The 13,630-nt window shown below is 45.2% G+C and carries 19 protein-coding genes; 4 read left to right on the top strand and 15 right to left on the bottom strand.

Features of this window, described 5'->3' with window-relative positions; translation table 11 throughout:
* Positions 1-33: 33 nt before the first annotated feature.
* The 4 genes from rsmA to metG form a co-directional block, all read right to left on the bottom strand.
* Positions 34-909, bottom strand: a complete 876-nt coding sequence (rsmA, locus tag CHH91_RS17440) for a 16S rRNA (adenine(1518)-N(6)/adenine(1519)-N(6))-dimethyltransferase RsmA (RefSeq protein ID WP_095224693.1) — start codon at positions 907-909, stop codon at positions 34-36.
* Entirely contained in the window at positions 899-1,462 is a 564-nt protein-coding gene (gene rnmV, locus CHH91_RS17435) for a ribonuclease M5 (protein WP_095224692.1), read from the bottom strand. Before rnmV ends, rsmA begins: the two co-directional genes overlap by 11 nt.
* 10 nt (positions 1,463-1,472) lie before the next feature.
* Positions 1,473-2,243, bottom strand: coding sequence for a TatD family hydrolase (locus CHH91_RS17430; protein ID WP_095224691.1), 771 nt, complete (start codon positions 2,241-2,243; stop codon positions 1,473-1,475).
* 67 nt (positions 2,244-2,310) lie between these two features.
* Complete coding sequence (gene metG / locus CHH91_RS17425; RefSeq protein ID WP_095224690.1) at positions 2,311-4,269, bottom strand: methionine--tRNA ligase; 1,959 nt, start codon at positions 4,267-4,269, stop codon at positions 2,311-2,313.
* 461 nt (positions 4,270-4,730) lie between these two features.
* Between metG and CHH91_RS17420 the strand changes: the two genes are divergently transcribed.
* Positions 4,731-5,009: a transition state genes transcriptional regulator AbrB gene (locus CHH91_RS17420; protein ID WP_038562480.1), complete on the top strand. Its 279-nt coding sequence runs from the start codon at positions 4,731-4,733 to the stop codon at positions 5,007-5,009.
* Between the two features lie 35 nt (positions 5,010-5,044).
* Here CHH91_RS17420 and rsmI read toward each other — a convergent pair whose 3' ends face one another.
* The 11 genes from rsmI to CHH91_RS17365 all read right to left on the bottom strand — a co-directional run bounded on the left by rsmI (position 5,045) and on the right by CHH91_RS17365 (position 12,322).
* A complete protein-coding gene (gene rsmI / locus CHH91_RS17415) occupies positions 5,045-5,920 on the bottom strand; it encodes a 16S rRNA (cytidine(1402)-2'-O)-methyltransferase (protein WP_095224689.1) in 876 nt (291 codons plus the stop codon).
* Positions 5,898-6,182: a GIY-YIG nuclease family protein gene (locus CHH91_RS17410; protein ID WP_095224688.1), complete on the bottom strand. Its 285-nt coding sequence runs from the start codon at positions 6,180-6,182 to the stop codon at positions 5,898-5,900. The genes rsmI and CHH91_RS17410 overlap by 23 nt, the downstream gene beginning before the upstream one ends.
* Positions 6,169-6,915: a tRNA1(Val) (adenine(37)-N6)-methyltransferase gene (locus CHH91_RS17405; RefSeq protein ID WP_095224687.1), complete on the bottom strand. Its 747-nt coding sequence runs from the start codon at positions 6,913-6,915 to the stop codon at positions 6,169-6,171. Before CHH91_RS17405 ends, CHH91_RS17410 begins: the two co-directional genes overlap by 14 nt.
* A 71-nt stretch (positions 6,916-6,986) precedes the next feature.
* Positions 6,987-7,337 carry a DNA replication initiation control protein YabA gene (gene yabA, locus CHH91_RS17400; RefSeq protein ID WP_095224686.1) on the bottom strand — a complete coding sequence of 117 codons (351 nt, stop codon included), beginning with the start codon at positions 7,335-7,337 and terminating at the stop codon, positions 6,987-6,989.
* A 15-nt stretch (positions 7,338-7,352) separates the two neighbouring features.
* Positions 7,353-8,177 carry a PSP1 domain-containing protein gene (locus CHH91_RS17395; protein ID WP_095224685.1) on the bottom strand — a complete coding sequence of 275 codons (825 nt, stop codon included), beginning with the start codon at positions 8,175-8,177 and terminating at the stop codon, positions 7,353-7,355.
* An 8-nt stretch (positions 8,178-8,185) separates the two neighbouring features.
* A complete protein-coding gene (holB, locus tag CHH91_RS17390) occupies positions 8,186-9,172 on the bottom strand; it encodes a DNA polymerase III subunit delta' (protein WP_095224684.1) in 987 nt (328 codons plus the stop codon).
* 24 nt (positions 9,173-9,196) lie between these two features.
* On the bottom strand, positions 9,197-9,634 hold the full coding sequence (locus tag CHH91_RS17385; RefSeq protein ID WP_095224683.1) for a YaaR family protein: 438 nt from the start codon (positions 9,632-9,634) through the stop codon (positions 9,197-9,199).
* 18 nt (positions 9,635-9,652) lie between these two features.
* Positions 9,653-9,982, bottom strand: coding sequence for a cyclic-di-AMP receptor (locus tag CHH91_RS17380; protein WP_095224682.1), 330 nt, complete (start codon positions 9,980-9,982; stop codon positions 9,653-9,655).
* A 26-nt stretch (positions 9,983-10,008) separates the two neighbouring features.
* Entirely contained in the window at positions 10,009-10,647 is a 639-nt protein-coding gene (gene tmk / locus CHH91_RS17375; RefSeq protein ID WP_095224681.1) for a dTMP kinase, read from the bottom strand.
* Positions 10,644-12,071 (bottom strand): aminotransferase class I/II-fold pyridoxal phosphate-dependent enzyme, encoded by a 1,428-nt coding sequence (locus CHH91_RS17370; RefSeq protein WP_095224680.1) that lies wholly within the window; start codon positions 12,069-12,071, stop codon positions 10,644-10,646. Before CHH91_RS17370 ends, tmk begins: the two co-directional genes overlap by 4 nt.
* Positions 12,072-12,142: 71 nt before the next feature.
* Positions 12,143-12,322 carry a sigma factor G inhibitor Gin gene (locus CHH91_RS17365; protein WP_095224712.1) on the bottom strand — a complete coding sequence of 60 codons (180 nt, stop codon included), beginning with the start codon at positions 12,320-12,322 and terminating at the stop codon, positions 12,143-12,145.
* A 313-nt stretch (positions 12,323-12,635) separates the two neighbouring features.
* On the opposite strand from CHH91_RS17365, the gene CHH91_RS17360 reads away from it, so the two are divergent.
* The 3 genes from CHH91_RS17360 to CHH91_RS17350 are packed head-to-tail and all read left to right on the top strand — an operon-like array spanning position 12,636 to position 13,590.
* A complete protein-coding gene (locus tag CHH91_RS17360) occupies positions 12,636-13,199 on the top strand; it encodes a sigma-70 family RNA polymerase sigma factor (protein ID WP_095224679.1) in 564 nt (187 codons plus the stop codon).
* Positions 13,196-13,348, top strand: a complete 153-nt coding sequence (locus tag CHH91_RS17355) for a YvrJ family protein (protein ID WP_095224678.1) — start codon at positions 13,196-13,198, stop codon at positions 13,346-13,348. The genes CHH91_RS17360 and CHH91_RS17355 overlap by 4 nt, the downstream gene beginning before the upstream one ends.
* Before the next feature lie 2 nt (positions 13,349-13,350).
* Positions 13,351-13,590, top strand: a complete 240-nt coding sequence (locus tag CHH91_RS17350; protein WP_095224677.1) for a helix-turn-helix domain-containing protein — start codon at positions 13,351-13,353, stop codon at positions 13,588-13,590.
* Positions 13,591-13,630 lie beyond the last annotated feature (40 nt).

Genomic DNA, 13,630 nt, shown 5'->3' with positions numbered 1-13,630 from the left:
CTCCTACAGCGTATGATGGATGGGCAAAAATGTTCAGCCTTTAGCTGTAAAGGTATTCGCCAGAGCAGCAAATTCCTCCATTGACAGCGACTCTCCTCTTCTTGTGCCATCGATTCCAGCTTCGATCATGATATCCTCCAGCTCCTCCTTCGAGAAACGCGACGCAAAATGTCTATTTAAGTTGTTGCGAAGCGTCTTCCTGCGTTGACCAAAGGACGCTTGAATCAAGTCGAAGAAGAATTTTTCATCATCTACACGGACTGGCGGTTCCTTGCGCAGCTCAAGATGAAGAACAGCAGAATCCACATTCGGCTGCGGCATAAATGCCGTTTTTGGTACAGTCATTACGACTGCTGCCTGTGTGTAATACTGGACTGCCAGTGATAGGGAACCGTAGCTTTTCGTATTCGGAGAAGCAGCCATACGGTCTGCTACTTCTTTTTGAATCATGACTGTAATGCTTGAGATAGGAAGATCCCGCGTAAGCAGATTCATCAGGATCGGCGTTGTAATATAATAAGGCAGGTTTGCGACAATCTTCACTTCCTGATCTCCGAAATAGCCCTGCAGCTCCTGCTGCACGTCTGCTTTCAGGATATCCTCATTCACGACCTTCACATTATCATATGGAGACAATGTATCCTCCAGGATAGGCAATAGACGCTGATCTATCTCAAAAGCCAATACTTTATCTGCTGCGATAGCCAGCTGCTCCGTCAATGCACCCATCCCCGGTCCGATTTCAATCGCACCAATGTCTTCTGTCACTCCTGCGTGATGGATGATATTGCGCAGGATATTCGTATCAATCAGGAAATTTTGCCCGAGGCTTTTCTTGAAGGAAAAGTTATATTTCTTAAGCAGTTCCTTCGTCCTTGTCGGTGTGGCAATATGCCGTTCATTCGTCATTGTCTTCCTCCTGTATAATTTGCTGCATCGTTTCGACAAACAACTGCTCCGGGATCCGGAACATAGCAAGTCGTTTGATAAGCTGCTTGCCATTTGTATGGCCGATTGCCAGTCTTTCTCCCAGCTTTTCCCGCCGCTGCTTTGCCCTTGGCCCGCCAAGGAGACCGTATGCTATGACAGCTTCCCTGGAGATCTCCGGTTCATACTGCTCGCTCATCTCATACACTTGCTCCAGGGCTGTCCGAATCGATTCAGCTGAAGCATGCTCAATCCCTATTCCTTTGTTATTACGCGCACGCGCTTTGTCCTTTGACAGGAACGCATGCTTACAACCAGGCACCGCCTGGGAGACAATATGACGAATACGCTCACCGGGATAATCAGGATCAGTAAAAATGATTACACCGCGCTTCGCTTGCGCATGTCTAATTTGTTCAATGATACCTGCATGTATGGCAGATCCGTTCGTTTCAATCGTATCTGCCTGGATGGCCTGGTTTATCTTCGCAGTATCGTCTTTGCCTTCTACGACAATCACTTCTTTAATTTGCACGTTATACCCTCTATGATTTAATTTGATATAGTCTTTCTGCATTCCGCATTGTCAGCTCTGCCAATTCCTCGTAGCCGATGCCGCGCAGCTCAGCGATTTGTTCAGCTACTAACTTCACGTAAGCTGGTTCATTGCGTTTGCCGCGGTTAGGGTGAGGTGCCAGATACGGACAATCTGTTTCAATAAGCAGCCGATCAGCTGGCACGATTTTCGCTACTTCCTTCGGTGCCTTAGCATTTTTAAAAGTGACAGGTCCGCCAAGGGAAATATAGAAATTCATGTCCAAAAACTCTTGTACAAGATCCGCTTCATCACTATAGCAATGCATGATGCCTCCGACTTCAGCTGCATTTTCTTCTTTTAAGATCGGAATGATATCCTGCGTCGCTTCCCGATTATGAATGATGATCGGCAGCTTGACGCGTTTAGCCAGCTGAATCTGCTTTCTCAGCACGTCCTTTTGAATATCCTTCGGTGACTTGTCCCAGTGGTAATCCAGACCCATTTCACCGATCGCCACAACCTTTGGATGTGCCGAAAGCTCCTCGATTCTATCCAGGTCGGCATCTGTCATATCAATTGCATCGACAGGATGCCAGCCGATTGCTGCGTATACGAAATCGTATTTCTCCGCAAGCTCGATTGCAGAGGTGATTCCATCCGCATCACAGCCAATAACTACAAGGCGGGAGACGCCCGCATCCTTTGCCCGCTGCAGCATTTCTTCGCGGTCTTCCGCAAACTGCTTATCATTAATATGAGCATGTGTATCAAATAACATAGCAAATGTCCTTTCTATCTGTTAAAAAAGGAAAAACGCTTGCGTGCAAGCGTCTCCCCCTCATTTATTATTTTACGATCGATCCATTCGGCAAGTCCGACTCCACTGTTGCCAGCGCAAGCTTGCCGTCTGCACTTTCCCCGGACAAGATCATCCCTTCGGACATCTCCCCGCGAAGCTTAACCGGCTTCAGATTCACCACACAAATCACTTTTTTGCCGACAAGCTCTTCTGGAGTATAATGCTCTGCTATACCAGAAATGACCTGACGCTTCTCTGTTCCCAAATCAAGCTGGATCTTCAGTAGCTTATCTGCTTTCTTCACTTTATCAGCAGCAATAACTTCCGCCACGCGGAACTCAAGCTTCGCAAAGTCCTCATACTGCACTTCAGGAAGTTTGGCAGTTTCCTGCTCTTTTTTCGGCTGTTCTTTTTTCTCTGGTTCAGGAACTTTCATCATGTTCTTGATCGCTTCCACTTCTACCTTCGCATCCAGACGAGGGAAGATCGGGCCTTCTTTCTTCACTTGACGGCCTGCTTTCACTTCTGTTGCCAGAAGCGTATCCCAGTCTTGGCTTGCTTCCTCTACACCAAGCTGCGCAAAGATCTTAGCAGGTGTTTCAACAAGGAATGGACGAAGCAAAATAGCTACTTGGCGCAGCACTTCTGCAAGGTGAGCAAGCACGTTTCCAAGACGGTCCGCTTGCGCTTCGTCTTTTGCCAGCACCCAAGGCTTCGTTTCATCGATGTATTTATTCGCTCGGCTGACTAGCTGCCAGATTTTCGAAAGAACAACGGAAAACTCCATGTTCTCCATTCCGTCTTCTACTTCCTTGACAGTTTGTTTCGCCATTTCTTCCAATGCCTGCTCAAATTCCGTCTCTCCGGCAACATAAGCCGGCACAATTCCTTCTTTGTATTGACTGATCATGGCTACTGTACGGTTCAGCAAGTTACCAAGGTCATTTGCCAAATCAAAGTTCGTACGATCGACGAAGCCTTCCGGCGTGAACACACCGTCTGCGCCGAATGGTACTTCACGAAGCAAATAGTAGCGCAGCGGATCAAGACCATAGCGCTCCTTCAAATCAACCGGACTCACGACATTCCCTTTTGATTTACTCATCTTGCCGTCTTTCATCAAAATCCAGCCGTGTGCGAATACTTTCTTCGGCAGCGGCAGATCCAATGCCATCAGCATGATCGGCCAGTAAATTGTATGGAAACGGACAATCTCTTTACTCATCAAATGAACATCCGCTGGCCAGTATTTCTGATAAAGACTGTCATCATCGGAGCCATATCCGAGTGCAGTTATATAGTTGGATAGCGCATCAATCCATACATAAATAACATGCTTCGGATTCTCAAGCACTTTCGGTCCCCATTCAAATGATGTACGGGAAACTGCCAAGTCTTCCAGACCAGGCTTGATGAAGTTATTGATCATTTCATTCTTCCGGCTCACTGGCTGGATGAATTCAGGATTTTCTTCATAATACTTCAGCAGGCGGTCTGCATATTTGCTAGTCCGCAAGAAATAAGACTCCTCTTTTACCCGATCGACCGGACCGCCGCAGTCCGGACATCTGCCATCGTCCAGCTGTGTTTCCGTGAAGAAGGATTCACAGGAAGTACAATACCAGCCTTCATATTGGTCCAGGTAAATATCATCCTGTTCCAATAGTCTGGAGAAGATTTTCTGCACGGTTTCCTTATGACGGGGTTCAGTAGTGCGGATGAAATCTGTATTGGTGATCTCAAGTGTCTTCCATAAAGCTTTGATATCTTTTACGATGTTGTCCACATATTGCTGCGGAGTTATACCTTGTTCTTCTGCTTTGCGCTGGATTTTCTGACCATGCTCATCCGTACCCGTCAAATACGCGACATCATATCCGCGCAGACGCTTATAGCGAGCCATCGCATCTCCAGCTACTGTCGTATAGGCATGTCCGATGTGCAGCTTGCCACTCGGATAGTAGATTGGCGTAGTAATATAAAACGTTTTATTCTCTTTCTGCATGTGCTTACCCTCCATTAAGAAAAAAGCCCACCAGCGTGAGCTACTCGTATCGCTATTACACTTATCTCTATTGTAGCGACTTTCCGACATAAATTCCAATCCAGCAGAAATTTTTTTCTTGGCGGATGCGACATAAAAATAAGCACATATACGTATTTCTATGGTAATAATCCGACACATAAAGCAAATGTGTCGAATTATGTCGAGCATTCGACATAACTCTCCTATCATCCTTCTATTTAGATATCCCTATTTAATTTACTATTTTTACATATACAACCACTATAATAGTATGAAGTACCCATGTTATTCCCTTTCTTATGTTTTTACTGTCAGCAACATGCTTAACTGCAAGATTTTTGAATTGACACTTATGTCAATCACTGGTACGATATTCAATAGTTAAATTGTCGAATAATGACGAATAAACATATATAAACACCCGAGAGGAGAAACATTATATGAAATCAACAGGTATTGTACGTAAAGTCGACGAATTGGGAAGAGTTGTTATTCCAATCGAATTGCGCCGCACACTAGGAATCAACGAGAAAGATGCTTTGGAAATCTACGTAGATGATGACCGCATCATCCTTAAAAAATACAAACCGAACATGACTTGCCATATTACTGGTGAGATCTCCGATGACAACTTGTCTTTGGCTAACGGTAAACTGGTTCTTAGCCGCGAAGGTGCAGAAGAGCTAATCAACGAAATCCAAACACGTCTGAACAAATAATAAAAAACCGCTCCGTACTGGAGCGGTTTTTCTATTTATTCGACATGATAAGCCTGGTACACATCTCGTTTAGGGAGCTGACGATCTACAGCTACTTGCTTGATTGCTTGTTTTGAGGGTAATCCCTCCTGCTCTATATACCAGTCGACATGCTCCTGCACACTCATACTCTGCCAAAAAGCTTCGACTTCTTCCAGCTGCTCTGCTTCTGAAGCTCCTTCTACAACAAGGCAGAACTCGCCTCTCACTGTTTCAGAGGAAGCCCAATCCAGTGCTTCTTGTATGGTTCCTCTCAGAAATTCTTCATATCGCTTTGTCAGCTCTCGGCCAAGCGCTATCCTTCGGTTCCCAAAAACCTCCTGCAAGGCAGCGAGTGTTTCCTTTAATCGATGCGGACTTTCATAGAAAATCAGAGTTGCCGCGACTTTCCGCAATTTCTCTAACTCTCCTGTCAATTCCTTCTTTTTCCGCGGCAGGAAACCATAAAATTGATAAGCATCTGTGGAAAGGCCTGATCCGACCAATGCAACGAGCGCCGCATTAGCTCCTGGCAGTACGACAACTGGATAATCAGCTGCAGCAGCTGCTTGAACCAACTCCTGGCCCGGATCGCTAATAGCCGGCATACCGGCATCGCTAACCAGACCAACATCTTTTCCATCTTCCAGCAAATCGAGAAGCATCTTCTCGCGCGCTTTCCGGTTATGCTCGTGGTAGCTTATAAGCGGTGTTGGAATTTCAAAATGATTGAACAGTTTCTTCGTATTCCGTGTATCCTCTGCAGCGACAGTATGTACTTGTTTTAACGTCTCTAGTGCTCTTAACGTAATATCCTGCAGGTTTCCTATCGGCGTAGGAATGATGAACAGGGTACCTGTCTGGCGTTCTTCAAAGCTTTTCTGTGATTGCATATGGTTTTCCTCCTTCCTGGATTAGCGCCCATTTTCGATTTTTCGGGAGCTGCTTGATCCTGTATTCCTCTTTGAGAGCAGCTTGCCTGGAATCGAAACCTCGGATATAAACAAGGATGAATGGACCCCTGCCCTTTGTATATTTTGCACCTTTGCCGGAAGCATGCTGCTTTAAGCGTTTGGCGAGCGCGTTTGTATATCCAGTATACAGACTTCCATCCTTGCATTTCAGCATATAGACCATATGCTCATTTGCTGCCATACAGGATTTCCTCTAATTCTTCAGTATATCCTCCGCCTTGCTTATGAGAATACAGCGGCGGCAAAATCTTCAACCCAGGATTGCCATTACGGACGCCTTCAATCAGGAGGATATTTGCTTCTTTCCCGGGCTTCGGATAGACAAGTCTCATCCGTTTTGGTTCGATTTTCTGCTCACGCATACTGGTGACAATATCCAGCAGCCGATCCGGACGATGAACCAGGGTGACCTTGCCGCCTGGTTTCACCAGTTTCCTGCAAGCTAGAATAACATCGTCCAACGTGCACATGATTTCATGCCGGGCAATGGTTAAATGCTCATTCAGGTTTTGCTCGTTTTTGCTTGGTGTTTTGAAATAAGGAGGATTACACGTAATCGCATCAAAAGGACCGTTCCCTAATACAGCTGGCATCTCTTTCAGATCACCATGTATCATCTCCACTTGATCCTCCAGCCCATTCAGTACAACATTCCGCACTGCCATATCATATAGACGCTCCTGAATCTCGACACCTGTTATTTGTGCTCTTGTCCTTTTACTGAGCAATAATGGGATTACGGCATTACCGGAGCATAAGTCCAATATTCTCCCTTTCGAAATTGGAATTGATGCAAAGTCAGCCAGGAGCACTGCATCCAATGAAAAGGCAAATACAGTCGGGCTCTGGATAATGCGCATATTTTCATCAGCAAGCAAGTAATCCAGCCGCTCATCCCCTTTTAGTTCCACCATACAATTAATTCCCTTCTGATTTTTTTACAAAAAAGGGCCTTCCCTACTAATTTGTAAGAAAGGCCGCCACATCATTTATTCTTATTCAAGAATGTCAAACAGAACAAGCAATCTTCATTACGTCTCGGACTGCCGAAATGCACATTACAGATATGGAAACCTTCTTCATATAAACGCGCCAGGTTATCATATCCTTCACCAATCTGTGCATCCTTGGACGGTGTGGCAATGCTTCCGGCTTTCTGTTCCTGTTCAGCTTGACCATCAAGACGATTGCGCAGGTGATGGTTTTCGACCGTCAGACGGTTATTCTCTTCCAATAGCTCCGCTACATGACCCTTTACATCACCCAACTGCTTGTACAGCTGTCCGATTTGCTCTTCCATCTGTGTGACATGCTCCAGTATTTCCTTCTTATTCACCGTCTCTCCACCCCATTATTCCATGGCTTGCGTTGAGATAACTCCTTCTTCGATCAGTTCATCTAAGGTATACTCAATAACCCGTTCCTTCTCCGGCACTTCAATCTGAATCAACCGTTCCAAAATGTTCAAGCCGACTACCTTACCCGATCCGTAAGAAGTCCGAATCGCTTCACCCAAATCCGGAAGCTCACGTTTCGCCTCTTCATACTCATCATTTTCATACTTCAGACAGCACATCAGCCGTCCGCATAGACCAGAAATCTTCGCTGGATTCAACGATAGATTCTGATCCTTTGCCATCTTGATTGATACCGGCTCGAAATCCCCCAGGAAAGTGGAGCAGCAAAGCATTCTGCCGCAAGGACCAATACCGCCCAGCAGCTTCGCTTCATCCCGCACCCCAATCTGTCTGAGTTCGATTCTAGTCTTAAAGACTGCAGCCAGATCCTTCACCAGGTTCCGGAAATCAACCCGGCCGTCTGCTGTGAAGTAAAAGATGACTTTATTTCGGTCGAAGGTATATTCGACTTCGACCAGATTCATGTCGAGCTTGTGCTCTCGAATCTTCTTCTCACAAACCTTATGTGCCTGCGCAGCGTTCTCTGTATTTTCCGCTACGGTAAATTTATCTTTGTCTGTTGCGATACGAATGACTTTTTTCAGAGGAAGGACGACATCCTCTTCATCCACTTGCTTATCTGCAAGCACAACTCGTCCAAATTCTACGCCGCGAACAGTCTCTACAATAACATAATCGTCCAAAGCAACCGAAAGTTTGCCCGGATCGAAGTAATAGATTTTACCCGCCTTTTTAAAACGGACACCAATGACTTGCATCTACCCATTCACCTCTGCATCTGAAGTGTTAATTTTTCCATAACAAGTGCAGGATGGACATTCTGGTCTAATTGGCGTTTCGCTTCCATAACGGACTGCAAGCTATCAGTAGCTCGCTGCCTTGTCCAATGGCGAAGGCTGTTCTCAAGCCTGTCTTTCTCCTGTATATAGATAATGGAATCCGGCCTGTCAGCATAAAGATAGATTATGTCTTTAAACCACAATAATAGCAGATGTAACGCCAGCTGCTGCAGCTCGCGATCCTTCATCACAGGCATCCATTGACTATGGATAAACAAAAGCGCTTCGTTAGGCCTGGTTTCCAGCACTTCTACTAATTGTACCACTAATTTTCGCGCTTTAGCAAACCACTCTTGACCGGAAATCTCCATTGCTTCCTCATAATTCTGCGTCAGCTGGGACAAAAGTCGGGCTGTTGACTGCGGCAGACCTTCCGAAACCAGCAATTCCTCGAACTGTCCTTCATGTAAAGGCTGCAGTGCGAGTATCTGACATCTGGATTGAATTGTCTGAAGCAATGCCTGACTATTTTCCGTCAATAGGATCGCTGTTGTATGGGCACCTGGTTCTTCAAGAAACTTGAGCAGTCGATTGGATGCATTGGCTGTCATTTTATCTGCGTCTTCCATTACATATACCTTACGATCGGATTCCATACCTGTATAAGAAAATTCCTTTTGCAGCTGCAGAATCTGATCGTTTTTTATGGAGGCACCATCCGGAACGATCCAATGGAGATCCGGATGGTTGCCAGAATCGATGCGGCGGCAATCCTTACATGCATTGCAAGGCTCTGCGTCCTTGCGGTTTTTACAAAAGATACTCTTGGCAAACAAGCGGCTTAATGCTGATTTGCCAGTTCCACGCGATCCTTGGAATATGTAGGCATGAGAAATACGATCGCGTTTCAGGCTGTTGACGAGCATCTTACTGACAACAGGCTGTTTAGTAGACATGTCAGCCCAATTTAACATAACGTTCTTCCTTTATCAGTTACTTCACGTGTAAAGATTGAAAAGGAGCCCTTTGATCTCTCCGATCAGACCGAGTACACCGATTTGCTGTTTCTCCTGATCCATCAGGATTTCCGTCAGCTCCATCAGCTTCTCATCGATCAGCCGCACAGTCGTAAGCTTCCGGGACCCATGCTGGTTCCAGGAATGCTCATGATGCAGCTCCATCCCGTTGTCCTTTACATCTTCCATGAACTTCTTAATCTTACGTTTATACAAAGCAAGCTCACGGAACGAGCGCGTACGCGCAAGCCGTTCCCCTTGCTTGGTGATGTCCGTGATCAGCTGCTGCAGTTCCTGTCCCTGCAGTTTCCTGCTCTGGGACTGCACCAAATCCTGAAACCTCTTCGGCTCAGCTGGTGCCTGTGTTGTATTCTTACGTGCAGCATCCAGCTGCGCGCGTAACTCCGGACCGATTTTCAACGGTATTGTCTCCTTTTTTTAGAACTTTATAAAGGAATCGACAGGAAGTACGAAAACAGTAGCTCCGCCAACCTCTACTTTGACAGGGTTCGGAATATAGGAATCCGCGTTGCCCCCCATTGGAGATATTGGTGCTACCATCTGATTACGCTGACTGCAATTGTCCTTGATAATATCAAGCACATCATCGACTTGATCGTCCTCACAACCAACCATCAGCGTCGTATTCCCTGCTTTCAGGAAACCGCCTGTAGTGGATAGTTTAGTTGTTTTGAAATTCTTATCTCCGAGTGCATCTGTCAGCCTGTTGCTGTCTTTATCCTGAATAATTGCTAATACTAGTTTCATCTTATTTCCTCCTCATGTCTTTTCCATCACTTTTCTTTGTTTTGCAAAAAAGCCATGATCGCTTGCACAGCATTTTCAGCTACGTCAGCAAGCGGTTTGGAAGCATCTAGTGTCACATAACGGTCCTTGTATTGTTCCCGAAGAATCCGATATCCTTCATAGACACTTTCATGGAAGGATAGTGCTTCCAAGTCCAACCGATTCTGTTCTCTACCTTTATTCTCCGAAATTCGTGCTAATCCTGCTTCTGGGGAAATATCAAAGAATAATGTCAAATCCGGCATGGTAGTTTCAACAGCAAATCGATTGATTTCCATCACTTCTTCCATCCCTAGACCGCGTGTATAGCCCTGATAAGCCAAACTGCTGTCCACAAAACGATCGCATAGTACAATCATTCCCTTTTTCAGCGCCGGCCACACCTTTTCCACCAGATGCTGTCTTCTGGCAGCTGCATAAAGCAGTGCCTCGGTACGGCCATCCATGCTCGTATTGGCCGGATCCAGAATCACTGCCCGGATCGCCTCCGCTATCTCGATACCGCCTGGCTCCCGTGTAGCAAGCACCTGATAGCCTTGTTCTTCTAAACGAGCTGTCAAAAGAGGTACTGCAGAAGTCTTTCCTGCTCCTTCGCCGCCCTCCAGCGTGATAAACAATCCTGTCAAAATAATTCTCCTTCGTTTGTGCCTCTATACGTTAGCATCCCTTCTTCAATATGTTCATTTTGAAAAGAGATGCTGCTATTCTTCCATAATTGTATCATTTCCACATGCTGTTTTGTAACGATTTCTCCTTTTGCAAGTACCGGTATACCTGGAGGATAAGGAATAATCGATTCTGCTGCAATACAGCCGATAGCCTCATCCCATTTTGTAAGGACTGGCTGCTGCTCTTCCATCTCTGCATAGCTTACAGCAAGCTCCTGTACCGGCTCAGAGAAAAGGTGAGCTGCTTGGACAGGTGGGATGAATGCTGGTGCTTCCATATCACTAATAGCTGTTCTGACAAAATTCAAATCGTCATCTGATAGTGCTTCTAATCCATGGACAAGCAAAATATGCCGATCCGTGACCAATTCCGGATAAATACCGGATGACTCCAGCATATTGGCAAGCTGTCTTGGCTGATAACCCGCATGTACACGCAAAACTATTTTCAGCCAATCGCCATCCTGCTTTTCCACTTCCCATAAATCCGACGCAGACAGTAGTTTTCGAAAAGCGTCGACAGCAGTGCGGAGTATTTCCATATCTCTTTCTGTACGCGTAGCCAAGTACTTCCTGGCTGTATCAAGTGAAGCCAGCAGCAAATAAGACGGACTGCTGGACTGCAGCATCCTCAAGTAACGATCAATAGAAGAAATGGAGATAAACTCGCTATTCAGATGAAGATAGGAACTCATCGTAAGTGCAGGTGCCATCTTATGAGCGGACTGGACGACAACATCCGCTCCTGCTTCTAATGCGCTTAAAGGAAGTGTCTTGGCGGTCTTTAAATGAACTCCATGCGCCTCATCGACTAAAACTGGTATCCTGCTTGCATGTGCCATCTCTACGGTTTCTTTTAAATCAAATACCGTGCCGAAATAATCCGGATACGTCAATATGAGTGCTTTTGCCTCTGGATACCTTTGGATCGCTTTCTGTATCGTTTTCGGCGTGGGATGGGTATATCTCCCTTTCTCCTCATTATACGCAGGTGCCAAAAAGACTGGCTTGGCGCCAGCGAGCTCCAGTCCGTTCAGTATTGATTTATGACAGTTGCGCTGCACGAGAACGATTTGATTTCTTTTGATGCTCCCGAGTATCATCGCAATATTTCCTACCGTACTTCCAGCCACTAAAAATCGTGTATGCTGTGCCCCAAAAAAAGACGCAGCCAATTCCTGTGCCTCTGCTATAACCCCTTCAGGAGCATGCAGATCATCCAACCCTGTCAGCTCCGTCTGATCGAGCAATGCAGCAGTTTGAAAGAATGATCCCTCTTCAAAGAGCATTCCATGCTTATGTCCTGGCACATGGAACGAAATTGGATCCTGCCTAGCAAACTGTACTAACCTATCGTATAGCGGCGTATCTAACTGATTCATTTCATTCTTCCTTTGAGCTTTTTCATTTATTATACGCACACATACAAAAAGAAAAAAGCCTGGCTTAGGCTTTAATGAAATGTCATTTGATTTAAGTTCCGAAGTTTCTTCACAAAGTAATGGTATTGTACTTCCTTCGGTTCCGTCTCGATGATTTTCTGCTCACATTCCCTGCAGATAAATAAGCGATAAAGATGTATACCTTCTTGTTTCTCTTGGTCACAAATACCGCATAAACAGCTTTTGCTCATCATTCTCCACCTCCGTTAGGTTAGTTTCTCCTAAACTAACGAACTTCATACCTGCTAATCTTGTATTCTAAGTTTATGTTCAACTGAGACAGATGTTGTTTGTACGGTTTGTACGTATTGACGTTGTCATATGAGGTGCCGATGGCCTTTTATAAACTATAGGAGAAGGAGGAAACTTGCTTCTGAAAACTGCAACAGGAAACGCAATTGGACAAGCAGGTTGGGACTATCCGAAAAAGTCTTTTCAAAAAGGCTGATTTTTTTTACACTGAAATAGAACATATGTTCGTTTTTGGTTGAAAGGGGGAACATAATGATGTGCAGCAAGGAAAAACCCGAACAAGGAAAATTTCATCCAAATCCAGCCTTGATACAAGGATTCCTGAAAGAGGAACAGCACCGCATCGTTTACGAACAAGCAGAACGTTATCCTTCTGAGGCAAACCTGCGAAAGCTTAATTCTGCTTTTCAGCAATTTTATACAGAAATACAATTAACGAACTACCTAACGATGACTCTTAGCTACTATGCGAGGAATTACAGCAAACAAACAGCCGCACTGCAAGGAAGGGAATTAACTGTGCTTGACCAGCCTGCTGGCGAAGACCAAGAAACCAGTAAGAAGGAGATGCTCGTAGCCAAGGAAGACCAGACTGTGTACAGCTGGGAACAGGCCATCCATGATCCTGCTCTTTTAACTGCTATTCAGGATTTGCCTTCTAAACAGAAACAAAATTTAGAGCTCCATTTTATCCATCAGCTGACCCATACTGAAATTGCTGAGAAGCTGGACATTTCCCAACAAGCTGTTTCAAAGTCAGTTCAATCAGCACTTAGGAAACTCCGTTCAGTCTTACAGGAAGGAGACGCGCCATGACAACAGAAACGATTATTTCCATGATTGGTAACCTTGGCTTTCCTATAGTAGTCTCATTTTACTTGCTCATTCGACTCGAGCAGAACATTAAGCGCCTGGAACAAACACTGCAAGTTCTAATAGAACAGATTCAAAAAGGAGGTAGCTAAAATTGACCACATTGCTTGAACTTACAATTAAAGCAAAGGCAGAAGATACAGCCGCACTGGAAGCTATACTAATTCGATTTCAGCCAAAGATCAGAAAATTGAGCAGCTCTGCATCATATGCATGGAAAGAAGACCTGGAACAGGAGCTGCATATCCAGCTAATTAAAGCAATTCAACGATTTGAAATTCAAGAGGTGGAGCCTCAATGGAAATTCTCTCATCAACTTCATTCCGCCATATAAAAAAATCCCTGATCCTTATTGGATCAGGGATTTCATCTTG

The organism is Virgibacillus sp. 7505 (assembly GCF_002272135.1).
Classification (GTDB): Bacteria; Bacillota; Bacilli; order Bacillales; family Amphibacillaceae; genus Terribacillus.
This window is presented reverse-complemented; position numbering and strand designations above follow the sequence as displayed.

What these genes read in the sequence shown, in the direction of transcription:
- CHH91_RS17410 (WP_095224688.1), bottom strand. Translation starts at nt 6,182, where the DNA reads ATGGCAGCAAATGAGCATATGGTCTATATGCTGAAATGCAAGGATGGA.
- metG (WP_095224690.1), bottom strand. Translation starts at nt 4,269, where the DNA reads ATGCAGAAAGAGAATAAAACGTTTTATATTACTACGCCAATCTACTAT.
- rsmA (WP_095224693.1), bottom strand. Translation starts at nt 909, where the DNA reads ATGACGAATGAACGGCATATTGCCACACCGACAAGGACGAAGGAACTG.
- CHH91_RS17395 (WP_095224685.1), bottom strand. Translation starts at nt 8,177, where the DNA reads ATGCAAGTCATTGGTGTCCGTTTTAAAAAGGCGGGTAAAATCTATTAC.
- CHH91_RS17430 (WP_095224691.1), bottom strand. Translation starts at nt 2,243, where the DNA reads ATGTTATTTGATACACATGCTCATATTAATGATAAGCAGTTTGCGGAA.
- CHH91_RS17405 (WP_095224687.1), bottom strand. Translation starts at nt 6,915, where the DNA reads ATGGTGGAACTAAAAGGGGATGAGCGGCTGGATTACTTGCTTGCTGAT.
- rsmI (WP_095224689.1), bottom strand. Translation starts at nt 5,920, where the DNA reads ATGCAATCACAGAAAAGCTTTGAAGAACGCCAGACAGGTACCCTGTTC.
- CHH91_RS17380 (WP_095224682.1), bottom strand. Translation starts at nt 9,982, where the DNA reads ATGAAACTAGTATTAGCAATTATTCAGGATAAAGACAGCAACAGGCTG.
- CHH91_RS17360 (WP_095224679.1), top strand. Translation starts at nt 12,636, where the DNA reads ATGATGTGCAGCAAGGAAAAACCCGAACAAGGAAAATTTCATCCAAAT.
- CHH91_RS17420 (WP_038562480.1), top strand. Translation starts at nt 4,731, where the DNA reads ATGAAATCAACAGGTATTGTACGTAAAGTCGACGAATTGGGAAGAGTT.
- holB (WP_095224684.1), bottom strand. Translation starts at nt 9,172, where the DNA reads ATGTTAAATTGGGCTGACATGTCTACTAAACAGCCTGTTGTCAGTAAG.
- CHH91_RS17365 (WP_095224712.1), bottom strand. Translation starts at nt 12,322, where the DNA reads ATGAGCAAAAGCTGTTTATGCGGTATTTGTGACCAAGAGAAACAAGAA.
- CHH91_RS17370 (WP_095224680.1), bottom strand. Translation starts at nt 12,071, where the DNA reads ATGAATCAGTTAGATACGCCGCTATACGATAGGTTAGTACAGTTTGCT.
- CHH91_RS17355 (WP_095224678.1), top strand. Translation starts at nt 13,196, where the DNA reads ATGACAACAGAAACGATTATTTCCATGATTGGTAACCTTGGCTTTCCT.